We start from the raw sequence: 14287 nt of genomic DNA, 5'->3' as shown, positions 1-14287 counted from the left end.
AGGGCTACCCTTCTTCTGCGCAGAAGAACGGGCAGGGCTTCGACACGCTCAGGGCGAACGGCGGGAGTCATAAATCCTTCGCGCCGATCTGGCCGACCGTCGTCGCCGGCGTGAACGCCGCCATCTTCGCCAGCAGCCCATCCAGCGTATCGTCGACGATCAGCAGTCCCTGGTGCTGCGGGCGCAGGAAGCCGACATCGCCCATCGTCTTCACGAAGTTGATGAGGCCATCGTAGAAGCCTGCGACGTTCAGCAGCCCGACGGGCTTGGCGTGATAGCCGATCTGCGCCCAGCTCATCGCTTCCCACAATTCGTCCATCGTGCCTGTGCCGCCGGGCAGCGTGACGAAGCCGTCGCTGAGATCAGTGAACGCCTGCTTGCGCTGGTGCATGGTGTCGACGACGTGCAGTTCGGTGCAACCGCGGTGCGCCACCTCGGCATCGACCAGCGCCTGCGGAATGACGCCGATCACCTCGCCCCCCGCCTCGAGCGCCGCATCGGCGATCGCCCCCATCAGCCCCAGCCGCCCGCCGCCATAGACGACACCGATGCCCCGTTCGGCGAGCGTTCGGCCGACGTGGCGGGCATTATCAACATAGATGGGATCGCTCGGGGTGGCCGAGCCGCAATAGATGGCGAGACGTTTCATGGCCGGGCTCGTATCGCGAATTGCGCGAAAGAAGAAGGGGGGCGGAACGCCCCTTATCCCTCCAGCATCAGCTTGGCCGTCGCCTTGGCACTCCCGACCACGCCCGGAATCCCCGCCCCCGGATGCGTCCCCGCACCGACGAAATACAGATTCGGGATCGCATCGTCGCGGTTGTGCGCGCGGAAGTAGGCGCTCTGCGTCAGCACCGGCTCTAGGCTGAACGCGCTGCCCAGATGCGCCGACAGGTCGCGGCCGAAGTCGCTGGGTGCATAGCTGAACTTGGTCACGATCCGTTCGTGGATGTCGGGGATCAGCCGCTTGCCGACTTCGTCCAGGATGCGCTTTTCGATCACCGGCTTCAGCGCGTCCCAGTCGCCGACGAACTTGCCCATGTGCGGCACGGGCGCCAGCGCATAGAAGGTCGAATGCCCCTCCGGCGCCATCGTCGGGTCGGTGACCGTCGGGTGGTGCAGGTACAGCGAGAAGTCCTCGCTCAGCATCCCCGTGTCATAGATATCGCTCAGCAGGCCCTTATAGCGCGGACCGAACAGGATCATGTGGTGCGGGATGCCCGGCCACGTGCCCTTGATGCCGAAATGCACGACGAACAGCGACGGCGAGAAACGCTTGCGCTCCAGCCGCGCGGCGGTGCGCTTGGCCGACCGCGAGGTGCGCAGCAGTTCACGGTAGGTGTGCATCAGGTCGCCGTTCGACGCGACCATGTCCGCCGCCAGCGTCTCGCCGCTCTTCAGCGTGACACCCGTCGCGCGGTCGCCCAGCGTGTCGATCGTGTCGACCGGCGCGTTCAACCGCACGGTGCCGCCCAGCCGCTCGAAATGGCGCACCATCCCTGCGACCAGCCGGTTGGTCCCGCCTTGCGCGAACCACACGCCGCCGTCGCGCTCCAGCTTGTGGATCAGGGCGTAGATGGCGCTGGTCGTCATCGGGTTGCCGCCGACCAGCAACGTGTGGAAGCTCAGCGCCTCGCGCAGCTTCTCGTTCTTCACGAAGCTGGAGACCATCGAATACACCGATCGCCAGGCCTGGTACTTCGCCAGCGCCGGCGCCGCCGTCAGCATCGACTTGAAGTCGAGGAAGGCGACGTGCCCCAGCTTCTCATAACCTTCGCGGTACACGCCGGCCGAATATTCGAGGAAGCGGCCGTACCCTTCGATATCGCCGGGATCGAGCTTGGCGATCTCGGCCTTCAGCACGGTGTCGTCGTTGGTGTAGTCGAAATTCGTCCCGTCCGGCCAGTTCAGGCGGTAGAACGGATTGACCGGCAGCAGCGTCACATCCTCGGCCATGTCGCGGCCCGACAGCGCCCACAGTTCCTGCAACGTGTCGGGCGCGGTGATGACGGTCGGGCCGGCGTCAAAGGTGAAGCCGTCCTTTTCCCAGACGTAGGCACGCCCGCCGGGCTTGTCGCGCGCCTCGACGATGGTGGTCGTAACGCCCGCCGACTGCAGGCGGATGGCCAGCGCCAGCCCGCCGAAGCCTGCGCCGATGACGATCGCGGTCCTCATGCACGGCCTCCCAGGATGGCGCGGACGGCGCGGCCGACCGGCACCGGCGGCTTGCCCGACAGCACGCGCGCCTTGTCGGCGAACGTCGACCGCGCGGAATAGAAACGCGCGATGAGCGCGGGGTTCAGCCCATAGAAGCGTTCGAGCACGCGGTAGCGTTCACTCGGCTCGGCGGCACGAAACAGCATGGCATCCAGCATCCGGTAAAAGCCGCGGCCCTTCCAGGCGGCGCGGGCATGGTCATGGGTCAGCGTCGCAAGGTGCCCACCCGTCAGGTCGCGCGATGCGGCGATCCGGCTGGCGAGGCGTACCGCGTCGGGCAGCGAATAGCCGGTGGTCGGCTGGCACAGCCCGGCGCGCACGCCCGCCTTCGCCACGTCCTTGCCGGTGCTCGCCCAATAGCGTTCGAAATCGCCGCCGATGATGACGGGCAACGCGCCGCCCTCCTCGCGCACGACCGACTTCGCTTTCCAGCCCTTGGCCAGCGCATAGGTGTCGATCCGCGCGGCGAGTGCGGCGCGGTCGATGTCGGGGGTGTCGCTGTAATAGGTGTCCTCGATGAACATCCGGTCGTCGGCGAACGGCAGCGTGTAGACGAAGCGGTAACCGTCGATCTGCTCGACGGTCGCGTCCATCACCATCGGGCGCGCGGCGCCGTGCGGGCGCTTCAGCACGAATTCGCGGCCGATGAACTTCTGCCAGCCCGCATCCAGCGTCGACAGGTCGCCGACCCCGCGACAGTCGATGACGCCGCCCGCCTCGATCCGCGTGCCGTCGGCCAGCACCACCGCGGTCGCGCTGACCCCCAGCACCTTGCGATCGGTCAGGATATGCTCGGCCGGCACCACGGCGCGGACCGCGGCGTCGAGCTTTTCCGATGTCGTCGAATAATAATTGACCGGCAGCGTGCGGCGACGCGCCGGGAAGGCGACGTCATAGCCCTGCCAGACATGCGCGATCAGCGGGATCACCAAGTCGCGGGCGGCGGTCGCGACATCGGGGCCGAAGAACGACCAGATGTGGTTGCCGCCCAGCGTCATGCCGCGTTCGACGATGACGACGCGCGCCTCCGGATGGCTGCGCGCCAATGCCAGCGCGATCAACCCGCCCGAAAGCCCGCCGCCGACGATCGCGACGTCGCATGTGATGGTGTCTGACACGTGGGTTTGCCTAGACGATGCGGCGGGGGCGGGGAAGCGGGGGATTGGTACCACGCCGCGCCCAACTGAGCGTCATCCCCGCGAAGGCGGGAATCAATAGTCGCTGAGGTTCGTGGGTCTCACGTCGATCAGCCAGAATTGATTCCCGCCTGCGCGGGGATGACGGAATTGAGGTGCGCGCCCCAAATCCCCTCACGCCACCGCCGGCAGCTTGTCGATCAGCTTGTCGAGCGTGATCGGATACTCGCGCACCCGGACGCCCGTCGCATTATAGACCGCGTTCGCCACCGCCGCGCCGACGCCGCAGATGCCGAGCTCACCCACGCCCTTCGCCTTCATCGGCGTCGAATACGGGTCCTGCGTGTCGAGGAAGATGACCTCCTGGTGCGGGATGTCGGCGTGGACCGGCACTTCATAGCCCGCCAGATCGTGGTTGACGAAGAAGCCGAAGCGCGTGTCGACCGCCAGTTCCTCCATCAGCGCCGATCCGACCGCCATCGTCATGCCGCCGATCACCTGGCTGCGCGCCGATTTGGGGTTGAGGATGCGGCCCGCGTCGCAGCAGGCGAGCATCCGCCGCACGCGGATCTCGCCGGTATAGGCATCGACGCCGACCTCGACGAAATGGCCCGCGAACGTCGACTGGACGACACGTTCGCCGATGTCGCCGTACTCGATGCCGTCCTCGGCGCTAAGACTCCCGGCATCGGTCAGCGCGACGCTGCGGTTGCCGGCGATGACGCGGCCGTCGGCAAAGGTCGCGGTCGCCGGGTCGAGCCCGAGCTTGGTCGCCACAGCCTCGCGCAGCTTGACGCAGGCGGCATAGACGCCCGCGGTCGAATTCGCCGCACCCCATTGTCCGCCCGAGCCCGCCGACGACGGAAAGTCCGAATCGCCGAGCTTCACCGTCACCTGGTCGAGCGGCAGGCCCAGCATCTCGGCCGCGGTCTGGCCGATGATCGTGTAGGTGCCGGTGCCGATGTCGGTCATGTCGGTTTCGACCGTGGCGCGCCCGCCGTCGAGCTTCACGCGCGCGGCCGATTTCATCAGCATGTTGTTGCGGAAGCCGCCCGCCACGCCCATCCCGACCAGCCACTTGCCGTCGCGCATCTGGCCCGGCTTGGCATTGCGCCGCGACCAGCCGAACTTCTCGGCCCCGGTGCGCAGGCACTGGACATAGTTGCGGTCCGAATATTTGCGCTCGGGCTTTTCCGGATCGACCTGGGTGTCGTTCACGATGCGGAACTCGACCGGGTCCATGCCCAGCTTTTCCGCCATCTCGTCCATCGCCACTTCCAGCGCCATCAGGCCCGGACCCTCGCCTGGCGCGCGCATCGCGTTCCCTTCGGGCAGGTCGAGTACCGCGAGCTTCATGAACGTCTCGCGATTGGGCGCGGCATAGAACAGCTTGGTCTGCGCGATCGCGGTTTCGGGATCGCCGCCCTTCAGATTGCCGCTGGTGCTGTTGTGCGCGATCGCGGTCAGCTTGCCGTCGCGCGTCGCCGCCAGCCGCAGCCGCTGGATCGTCGCGGGGCGGTGGGTCGTGTTGTTGGCCATCATCGGCCGCGTCAGCGCGACCTTGACCGGACGCCCCGCCGCCTTCGCGCCGATCGCCGCCAGCACGACGTCCGAGCGCAGGAACAGCTTGCCGCCGAAGCCGCCGCCGACATACGGCGAATCGACCCGCACCTTGTCGGCCGGGATCTCCAGCGTCTTGGCCAGTTCCTTCTTGGCCCAGGTGATCATCTGGTTCGATGTCCACACGGTCAGCTTGTCGCCGTCCCACGCCGCGATCGTCGCGTGCGGCTCCATCATGGAATGGCTTTCGTTCGCGGTGGTGAAGGCCGAATCGATCTTTACCGGCGCATCGGCATAGGCCTTGGCGAAGTCACCGACGCGCTTGACCGGCGCCTTGTCGGGCCCGTCACCGGGAACGTAGTCGGCACCTCCGGCCTCGGCGGCCAGGTCGTACTTGCCCGGGGTACGGTCGTAGGTCATGCGAACCAGCGCGGCCGCCGCGCGCGCCTGTTCGAACGTCTCGGCGACGACGATGCCGATCGCCTGGTGGTAATGCTCGATCTCCGGCCCGCCGAACAGGCGCGCGGTGTTCATCGGACCGGGCTTCAGCGGCTTGTGCTCGGTCGCGAGCACGATCTTGATGACGCCCGGCGCCCGCCGCGCCTCGTCGGCGTCCATCGCGGTGATCCGCCCCTTGGCGATGCCGGCACCCAGGATATAGCCGTAAGCCTGGTTCGCCACCACGTCGTGGCGTTCATAGGCATAGGGCGCGGTGCCGGTGGTCTTCAGCGGACCGTCGATGCGATCCGTGGCGCGGCCGATGACCTTGCCGTTGTCGATCGGGTTCTGCCCGGCGGGTTCGTTGAATTTCATGCCCGCGCCTCCGCAATCACCGCGGCCAGCGTTCGCTCGGCCAACGGTACCTTGAATTCATTGTCCTTGGTCGGTCGGGCGTCTGCGAAGACCTGAGCGGTGACCGCCTTCGCGCCCTGCCGCATCGCACCTTCGGCCGCCTCGACCCGCCAGGGCCTCGGCGCCACGCCGCCGAACGCCGCGCGGCCCGACCCGTCCTTGCCGATCACCGCCGCGACGCTGACCAGCGCATAGGCATAGGACGCACGGTCGCGGACCTTGCGATAGATGTGCGTGCCGGGGATGGGCTTGGGCAAAGTCACTGCGGTGATCAGCTCGCCGGGCTCCAGCGCCGTTTCGATGTGCGGCGTATCACCCCACAGCCGGTGGAAATCGGCGAACGGGATCGTCCGCGTCGCGCCATCGGCCTTGACCGTCTCGACGCTGGCGTCGAGCACGCGCATCGCCACCGCCATGTCGCCGGGATAGGTGGCGATGCAGTGGTCCGACGTGCCGATGATGCCCAGCTGGCGCGAATAGCCGCCGATCGCCGCGCAGCCCGATCCCGGCGTGCGCTTGTTGCACGCCTGGTTGGTGTCGTAGAAATAGGGACAGCGCGTCCGCTGGAGCAGGTTGCCCGCGGTCGTCGCCTTGTTGCGCAGCTGGCCGCTGGCGCCCGCGACGATCGCGCGGGTCAGCACGCCGTAATCCTTGCGGATGCGGGCATCGGCGGCGAGCGCGGTGTTGGTGACCAGTGCACCGATGCGCACCCCGTCGCCCGCCTTCTCGATCCGGTCGAGCTTCAGGTCCTGCACGTCGACCAGATGCGTCGGCGTCTCGATCTGCAGCTTCATCAGGTCGAGCAGGTTCGTGCCGCCGGCGATGAACTTCGCGCCCGGCGTGCGGGCGACAGCCGCCGCCGCCTCGGCCGGAGTCTTCGCACGTTCGTAGGTAAAGGCCTTCATGCCCGCTTGCTCCCCGCCACGTCGGCCATGGCCTCGGCGATGTTCGAATAGGCGCCGCAGCGGCAGATGTTGCCGCTCATCCGCTCGCGCATTTCCATCTCGGTCACGCCGGGCTTGCCCGCGACATCGCGCGAAACATGGCTCGGGATACCGCGCTTGATCTCGTCGAGCACGCCGACCGCCGAACAGATTTGGCCGGGCGTGCAGTATCCGCACTGGTACCCGTCATGCTTGATGAAGGCCGCCTGCATCGGGTGGAGCTTGTCCGGCGTCCCCAGCCCCTCGATCGTCGTCACCTTGTCGCCGGCGTGCTGGACCGCCAGGCTCAGGCAGCTGTTGATCCGCTCCCCGTTCACCAGCACGGTGCATGCACCGCACTGGCCATGGTCGCAGCCCTTCTTGGTGCCGGTCAGCTGCAGGTTCTCGCGCAGCAGGTCGAGCAGCGTGGTACGCGTGTCGACCTGAAGCTCACGCGGCTTGCCGTTCACCTCGATCGACAGCGGCATCGTCGCCGGCCGCTCGGACACGGCAGCGGACGAACCTTCCGCACTAGCGGGCACCGCGGTCAGCGCGGCGGAAGCAGCGGTCCCGGCCATCAGGCCACGCCGCGACAGGGGAAAGGAAGGAATTTGGTCAAGCATGTAGACTCCGGCGCACGGGTGCATCCCGGTAACGCGCGGTTCCGGGATGCGTTGCATGATGCAACGGGGAAGAATCGCAACGCCCGGCCGTTCGCGACAACCGGTTCGTCGTCCCGCGGTTCCACCGGTCGCGGTTACGGTCTTTCGACCCACGCCGTTTGTGATTACGCACGGCAGACCGTTTCGACGCGAGGACCATCATGCTCGATCGCCGCACGTTGCTCGGCGCTGCTCTCGCCGCACCGCTCCTGCCGGCCGCGGTGACGGCGCAGACACGCCGCAAGCTGGTCAATTCCATCGCGGTCGAGGATTCGCGGGTCTGGATCGCGGCGCAGATCGGCAGCGATCCCAAGCCGCGCTATTTCGTGATCGATACCGGCGCCAACGTCAGCCTGATCGACGATGCGCTGGCCAAGCGGCTGGCGATGAAGGTGATCGGCCAGTCCGACCTGCTGGGCGTCGGCGGGGTCAGTCGGTTTCCCTATTACGGCGGCGGGAAACTGACCTTCGCCAGCGGCCTGCGCGTGCCGAACATGCTGTTCGCCGGGACCGACGCCCGGCTGGGCCGCGATGCCGCTGGGGCGCTGTCGGCCGGACTGTTCACCAGCTACGACAGCGATCTCGATTTCGTGAAGGGTGAATGGCGCGCCTATCCCGATGGCCGCGGCGACTTCACCGGGCTGAACCGCATCCCGTCGCGCTTCATCAGCGACCGCATGTACGGCGTCCGCATCCTGGCCGACGCGGTCCTGGGCGGCATGTCGGGCGAATTCCTGCTGGACACCGGCGCCCCCGGACAGGTCGTGGTCGAAGGGCGCGCGGCACTGCGCAGCGGGCTGTGGTCGGCCGACCGTCCCTATGCCCCGGCGCAGGGCAGCGGGATCGGCCGTGCGCGGGTCAAGCGGCGGATCGTGCGCGGCGGTCCGCTGGTGATCGGCGATGTCACCTTTCCGCGCCCGCTGGTCGCGGTATCGGCCCCCGGCACGCCCGGCCACGACGGCGACGGCTTCATCGGCCTCGGCATCCTCGAACGGCTGCACCTGACGACGCAGATCAAGCCCGGCACGCTGTGGATCGCGGCCAACACCCGACCGGCGCCTGCCGAACGCTACAGCTTCTCCGGCCTGTGGTTCGACCGCGAAGGCGACGACATCGTCGTCGGCGACGTCGGCACGGGCAGCCCGGCGGCGGCGGCCGGGATCGAGGTCGGCGACCGGGTGAGCAGCATCCTCTGGGAAGAACTGCTCCGCCGCAACGGCCAGGCCGCCGGCAGCGATATGGCGCTGCGCATCGTCAGCGGCGGCAAGGGCCGCGACGTGACGCTGAAACTGACGCCCTATCTGTAAGGGCGCCGCTGCCCGACGCCATCGCCGCTGCCCGGCACCTAGACCTTCAGGGCGTTCGCCATGTTCAGGTGCGCCGCGACCTTCGGCGACAGATCGGTCGCAAAGGCCTTCAGGCTCGCCACGTCGCCCGATGCGGCATAGGCGCGCAGTGCCGCCAGCGCGTCGGTGTGCGCCGCCTTCTGCGCCTCGACATACAGGCGGTCGAAGTCGGCCCCCGTCGCCGTCCGCATCGCCGCCAGCTTCGCCTGCTGGTCCGCGGTCATCGTCGCGACCGGTGTGATCGCCGGCGACGCCGCAGCGGCGGCCGTCTTCAGCTGCGCGGTCGATTCCTCATGCGCGGCGATCATCTTGCCGGCATAGGTCTTGATCCCCGTCGAGGCCGCATTCTGTTGCGCCAGGCGCGAGCTTTCGATCTCGAACGCGTCGCTTGTCGCGACGGTATCGGCAAACGCCTGGCCCGCGCTCTTCGCCGGTGCGACGCTGACATCCGCGGTCGTGTTCGCGATCGTCGTATCGGTGACGGCCGCATTGGTCGCGGCCGTCTCGTCGCTACGGCCGCAGCCGCCCAGTGCAAGTGCGGCGACGGCCGCCGCGGTAGTCAGGATATGCCGGGTCATCGCTGTCTCCCATGCGCCGCGCGTCTCGCGTGGCGGTCCGGCGCATAAACCGATCAGCACGGCCTTTTGTGCCACGGCCCACCCGGACCTTTTGCCCGCCCGCTCCGTTTCGCGCTGTTCGGGATCAATCATCGTCAGGAGACACGGGCGTGGGTATCTTCAGCAGCATTCGGGACAAGATCTTCGGTCACAAGCCAGCCGCCGCGGCCCCCGCCCCGACACCACAGGCGACCGCGCCGGCCGCAACACCGGCCCCCGCCCCCGCTCCGGCAGCTCCCCAGGCACCGGCGCCTGCGCCGACCGCCCAGGTCGACGTCGGCGCGGTCCTCACCGAAATGGCGGAGATGAAGGGCGGCGGCGGCAATTACCGCAGCTCGATCGTCGACCTGCTGAAACTGCTCGACCTCGATTCGAGCCTGTCGGCGCGCAAGGAACTGGCGCAGGAACTGGGCGTCCACGCCGGCGACGACGGCACAGCCGAACAGAATATCGCGCTCCACAAGGCGGTCATGGCGAAGCTCGCCGAAAATGGCGGGATCGTGCCGGACAGCCTGCGCGACTGACACGCGGGCATTTCCCTCAACCGCTCAAACCGTTAGGGAGGGCGGCGATGACCGCCGCCCTCGCCATTATCCTCTCCGCGCTCGCGATGTCGGTCATCGTCGCCGTCCGCTATCTGATCGCCAGCGGCGGCTTTGCGCTGGTGACGCGGGTGAAGCATCCGGGGCACTACCGCGGGCTCGATGCGCAGATCCGGCGGGAGATCGGCTGGAGCCTTGCCTCCGCCGTCGTCTACGGCGCGCCGGCGGGCATCGTCGCCTGGGGGTGGCAGAACCGCGGGTGGACGCGGATCTACGACGACTGGCACGCCTATCCCCTGTGGTGGCTGCCGGTGTCGGTGCTGCTCTACCTGATCGTGCAGGACACCTGGTTCTACTGGACGCACCGCTGGATGCATCGCCCGGCGGTGTTCAAGCGGGTCCATGCCGTCCACCACGCCAGCCGTCCGCCGACCGCCTGGGCGGCGATGGCGTTCCACCCGTTCGAGGCGGTGACGCTGGCTGTGGTAATTCCGCTACTGGTCTTCGTCATTCCCATCCATGTCGCGATGCTGGGATTGGTCCTGACCGTGATGACGGTTATGGGGGTGACCAATCATATGGGTTGGGAGATGTTCCCGCGGTTCCTGTGGGGGGGGCGTGTGGGGGCGTGGCTGATCACCGCTAGCCATCATCAGCGGCACCACGACGCGTACAGGTGTAACTATGGACTCTATTTCCGTTTCTGGGACCGACTCTGTGGCACGGACCAGGGTGTGGGCGGTTTCCGTCCGGCTCGCGCTCGCAGCGGCGGCGTGGACGCTGCTGGGGGGGGCGAGCCCCGTCGCGCGGCTTGATATCGACATCGAGAAGCTGCGATCGACCAAGGGCGTTGTCCTGCTGTGCCTGACGTCGGACCCGGTCAACTTCCCTAATTGCGTCGATGACGCCCGCGCGGTGCGCCGCACGGTGCCCGCGACGACGACCGACATCCGCTTCGACGCGCTGCCGGTCGGGACCTATGCCGCAGCGGTCATCCACGACGAGAATGCGAACGCAAAGCTCGACACGATGATGGGCATCCCGCGCGAAGGGTTCGGCTTCTCGCGCAACCCGGCGATCGGCTTCGGCCCGCCCAAGTTCGGCGCGGCGCGCTTCGCGCTTGATGCAGCGGGGACACAGCAGGACATCCGAATGCGCTACCTGCTCTGATACAAAGGAACCCGGCGGCAGCTTCCCCGTTTCGCGGCTGCAACAAAATCGAAAGACTGCCGCCCGTGAAGTTCCTGCTCCCACTCGTCGCCGCCGCTGCCGGCCTGACCCTGTCCGCACCCGCGCTGGCACAGGATGCGTCGCCAGCCCCCGATCCCGCGACCATCGAGACGGGCGGCGATTCGATCACCGTCGGCGGCGGGCTGGCGTATCTGCCCGATTACGAAGGTTCGGACGATTACCGCTTCGTCCCCGCGCCCGGCGCGATCGGCCAGTACAAGGGCTTTGCCTTTCTGCTCGCGGGCAACCGCCTGTCGGTCGACCTGATCCCGAACCGCCCGGGTCCTGTCTGGGACGTGCAGGCCGGACCGATCGGCGTCGTCAACTTCAACCGCAATTCGCTGAAAAGCATCGACGACCCGCGTATCCGGGCGCTCGGCGAACTCGACACCGCGATCGAGCTCGGCGGCTATGTCGGCATCGGCAAGACCGGCGTCGTCACCAGCCCGTACGACAAGTTGAGCGTCTCTCTCAGCTACCGCAAGGACGTGGCGGGCGCGCACAAGGCGGGCATCCTGCAACCGACGATCAACTACCTGACCCCGCTCAGCCTGAAGGCCGCGGTAGGCCTGTTCGCCAGCGCCGAGCGCGCGGAAGCGGGCTATGCCACCTATTATTACTCGATCAGCCCGACCCAGCGGCTGGCGAGCGGCCTGCCGACCTACACCGCGCGCGGCGGGTGGAAGAACTACAGCCTGGGCGCGCTCGGCACCTACGCGATCACCGGCGACCTGCTGAAGGGCTTCAAGGCGGTCGGCGGCATCAACTATCGCCGGATGCTGAACGACTTCGGCGAATCCCCCGTGACGCGGATCGCTGGGAGCCGCAACCAGTGGCTGGCGGCGCTTGGGGTCGCGTATACTTTCTAACCGCTTGAAGGCGCGCACTTCCTTATTTCCGTTCGTGCTGAGCCTGTCGAAGCACCGTTCTTCGTGCCGCAAGGGTCTTGCTCGCGTGTAAAAGAGCGGTGCTTCGACAAGCTCAGCACGAACGGATGGAGGGCAGGCGCGCCACCACCGGATTCAGTAGACCTCCCCCCCACAACGCCCTACAACCGCCGCCATCCCCGGGGGAGCGCCGACCCGCGCTTGAGAGGAGGGCAGGAGCCTTCGACCCGCTGAACCTGATCCGGCTGACACCGGCGTAGGGAGGGAAGCGGTCGCCCCATAAGCCCCGTTCCCTCCAAACTAGGAGCGAACGACCCATGGCCGATATCCCCGCCCGCACCGAACTGAAGGTGACCACCGGCCCGATCCGCGGCAGCCGCAAGATCCACGTCGGTCCCCTCAACGTCGCGATGCGCGCGATCGACCTGGAGCCGTCGTCCGGCGAACCCCCGCTCAACGTCTACGACACGTCGGGGCCCTATTCCGATCCCAACGCCCGCATCGACATCATGACCGGCCTGCCGCAACTGCGCCGCGACTGGATCCTGGCTCGCGGCGATGTCGAGAGCTACGACGCGCGCGAAGTCCGCCCCGAGGACAACGGCCAGCTCGGCCCCGATCGCTCGGGCGGCGTGCCGCAATTCCCCAACGTCGTCCGCCGCCCCCTCCGAGCCAAGCCCGGCGCCAACGTCAGCCAGATGCATTACGCCCGCCGCGGCATCATCACGCCCGAGATGGAATATGTCGCCACCCGCGAGAATCTCGGCCGCGAGATGCTGCGTGAATACGTCCGCGACGGCGAGAGCTTCGGCGCCGCCATTCCCGACTATGTCACCCCCGAGTTCGTCCGCGACGAAGTCGCCCGCGGCCGCGCGATCATCCCCAACAACATCAACCACCCCGAAACCGAACCGATGGCGATCGGCCGCAACTTCCTGGTCAAGATCAACGCCAACATCGGCAACAGCGCGGTCGCCAGCAACGTCGCGACGGAGGTCGACAAGCTCGTCTGGTCGATCCGCTGGGGCGCCGACACGGTCATGGACCTGTCGACGGGGCGCAACATCCACGACACGCGCGAATGGATCATCCGCAACAGCCCCGTGCCGATCGGCACCGTCCCCATCTATCAGGCGCTGGAAAAGGTCGGCGGCATCGCCGAGGAACTGACGTGGGAGATCTTCCGCGACACGCTGATCGAACAGGCCGAACAGGGCGTCGATTACTTCACGATTCACGCCGGCGTCCGCCTGCCCTACGTCCCGCTGACCGCCAAGCGCGTCACCGGCATCGTCAGCCGCGGCGGCAGCATCATGGCGAAATGGTGCCTGGCGCATCACAAGGAATCGTTCCTCTACGAACGCTTCGACGAGATCACCGAGATCATGAAGGCGTACGACATCGCCTATTCGCTGGGTGACGGCCTGCGCCCCGGCAGCATCGCCGACGCCAACGACGAAGCGCAGTTCGCCGAGCTCTACACATTGGGCGAGCTCACCCACCGCGCCTGGGCGCAGGACGTCCAGGTGATGATCGAGGGCCCCGGCCACGTGCCGATGCACAAGATCAAGGAGAACATGGACAAGCAGCTGCAGGTTTGCGGCGAGGCGCCCTTCTACACTCTCGGGCCGCTGACCACCGACATCGCACCCGGCTACGACCACATCACCAGCGGCATCGGTGCCGCGATGATCGGGTGGTACGGCACCGCGATGCTCTGTTACGTCACGCCCAAGGAGCATCTGGGCCTGCCCGACCGTGACGACGTGAAGGTCGGCGTGGTGACCTACAAGCTCGCCGCCCACGCCGCCGACCTGGCCAAGGGCCACCCGGCGGCCAAGATGCGCGACGACGCGCTGAGCCGCGCCCGCTTCGAATTCCGCTGGCGCGACCAGTTCAACCTCAGTCTCGATCCCGAGACAGCCGAGCAATACCACGACCAGACGCTCCCCGCGGAAGGCGCCAAGACCGCGCACTTCTGCTCGATGTGCGGGCCGAAATTCTGCTCGATGAAGATCACCGCCGAAGTCCGCGAATTCGCCGCCAAGCAAAACCAGGGCGCCGAAGGCTTCCTCGCCGCCGGTCCGAGCGCCCAGGAAACCGCCGAGGCCAGCAAGGCAGCGGCCCTCAAGGGCATGGAAGAGATGAGCGCGCTCTACAACGCGACCGGGCGCGAACTGTACATCGGCGCGGGCGGGCGCGAACACGACTGATCGCGCCTAAGCGGACGCGCCGGTCGCTATAGAGCATCGCCGCGTCCGCCCGCGCCGTCCACGCGCGCCGATCAAAAATATCCGTTCTGGTTCAATCACTTG

13 protein-coding genes and 1 riboswitch are annotated in these 14287 nt (G+C 67.4%); of the genes, 6 read left to right on the top strand and 7 right to left on the bottom strand.

Translation table 11 applies throughout. From position 1 onward, the window contains the following. Positions 1–67: 67 nt before the first annotated feature. The 6 genes from ASE86_RS01895 to paoA form a co-directional block, all read right to left on the bottom strand. Positions 68–649, bottom strand: a complete 582-nt coding sequence (locus tag ASE86_RS01895) for a TIGR00730 family Rossman fold protein (RefSeq protein WP_056421812.1) — start codon at positions 647–649, stop codon at positions 68–70. A gap of 53 nt (positions 650–702) precedes the next feature. Next, on the bottom strand, positions 703–2175 hold the full coding sequence (locus ASE86_RS01890; protein ID WP_056421811.1) for a phytoene desaturase: 1473 nt from the start codon (positions 2173–2175) through the stop codon (positions 703–705). Further along, positions 2172–3335, bottom strand: coding sequence for a lycopene beta-cyclase CrtY (gene crtY / locus ASE86_RS01885; RefSeq protein WP_056421810.1), 1164 nt, complete (start codon positions 3333–3335; stop codon positions 2172–2174). Before crtY ends, ASE86_RS01890 begins: the two co-directional genes overlap by 4 nt. A gap of 192 nt (positions 3336–3527) precedes the next feature. Beyond that, positions 3528–5726: an aldehyde oxidoreductase molybdenum-binding subunit PaoC gene (gene paoC, locus ASE86_RS01880; protein ID WP_056421809.1), complete on the bottom strand. Its 2199-nt coding sequence runs from the start codon at positions 5724–5726 to the stop codon at positions 3528–3530. Further along, complete coding sequence (locus ASE86_RS01875; protein WP_056421808.1) at positions 5723–6670, bottom strand: FAD binding domain-containing protein; 948 nt, start codon at positions 6668–6670, stop codon at positions 5723–5725. Before ASE86_RS01875 ends, paoC begins: the two co-directional genes overlap by 4 nt. Further along, entirely contained in the window at positions 6667–7311 is a 645-nt protein-coding gene (paoA, locus tag ASE86_RS01870) for an aldehyde dehydrogenase iron-sulfur subunit PaoA (RefSeq protein WP_056426459.1), read from the bottom strand. Before paoA ends, ASE86_RS01875 begins: the two co-directional genes overlap by 4 nt. 200 nt (positions 7312–7511) lie before the next feature. On the opposite strand from paoA, the gene ASE86_RS01865 reads away from it, so the two are divergent. Further along, entirely contained in the window at positions 7512–8657 is a 1146-nt protein-coding gene (locus ASE86_RS01865; RefSeq protein ID WP_056421807.1) for an aspartyl protease family protein, read from the top strand. A gap of 38 nt (positions 8658–8695) precedes the next feature. On the opposite strand, the gene ASE86_RS01860 is transcribed toward ASE86_RS01865, so the two are convergent. Beyond that, the gene (locus tag ASE86_RS01860) at positions 8696–9274 is read right to left on the bottom strand and encodes a DUF4142 domain-containing protein (protein WP_056421806.1); all 579 of its coding nucleotides are present in this window, start codon (positions 9272–9274) and stop codon (positions 8696–8698) included. A 149-nt stretch (positions 9275–9423) separates the two neighbouring features. Here ASE86_RS01860 and ASE86_RS01855 point away from each other — a divergent pair, with 149 nt between their 5' ends. The 5 genes from ASE86_RS01855 to thiC all read left to right on the top strand — a co-directional run bounded on the left by ASE86_RS01855 (position 9424) and on the right by thiC (position 14185). Further along, a complete protein-coding gene (locus tag ASE86_RS01855) occupies positions 9424–9837 on the top strand; it encodes a DUF3597 family protein (protein ID WP_056421805.1) in 414 nt (137 codons plus the stop codon). Positions 9838–9884: 47 nt separating this feature from the next. Beyond that, on the top strand, positions 9885–10670 hold the full coding sequence (locus ASE86_RS01850) for a sterol desaturase family protein (RefSeq protein WP_056421804.1): 786 nt from the start codon (positions 9885–9887) through the stop codon (positions 10668–10670). Beyond that, on the top strand, positions 10588–11025 hold the full coding sequence (locus tag ASE86_RS01845; protein WP_235523957.1) for a DUF2141 domain-containing protein: 438 nt from the start codon (positions 10588–10590) through the stop codon (positions 11023–11025). Before ASE86_RS01850 ends, ASE86_RS01845 begins: the two co-directional genes overlap by 83 nt. 65 nt (positions 11026–11090) lie before the next feature. Beyond that, positions 11091–11954 (top strand): MipA/OmpV family protein, encoded by an 864-nt coding sequence (locus tag ASE86_RS01840; protein ID WP_056421803.1) that lies wholly within the window; start codon positions 11091–11093, stop codon positions 11952–11954. A gap of 194 nt (positions 11955–12148) precedes the next feature. Beyond that, positions 12149–12239: riboswitch (TPP riboswitch) on the top strand. A gap of 50 nt (positions 12240–12289) precedes the next feature. Next, positions 12290–14185: a phosphomethylpyrimidine synthase ThiC gene (gene thiC, locus ASE86_RS01835; RefSeq protein WP_056421802.1), complete on the top strand. Its 1896-nt coding sequence runs from the start codon at positions 12290–12292 to the stop codon at positions 14183–14185. Positions 14186–14287 lie beyond the last annotated feature (102 nt).

This window comes from Sphingomonas sp. Leaf33 (assembly GCF_001421785.1).
Lineage (GTDB): Bacteria > Pseudomonadota > Alphaproteobacteria > Sphingomonadales > Sphingomonadaceae > Sphingomonas.
The sequence above is the reverse complement of the archived record's forward strand: the minus strand, read 5'-3'. Positions and strand labels throughout refer to the sequence as shown.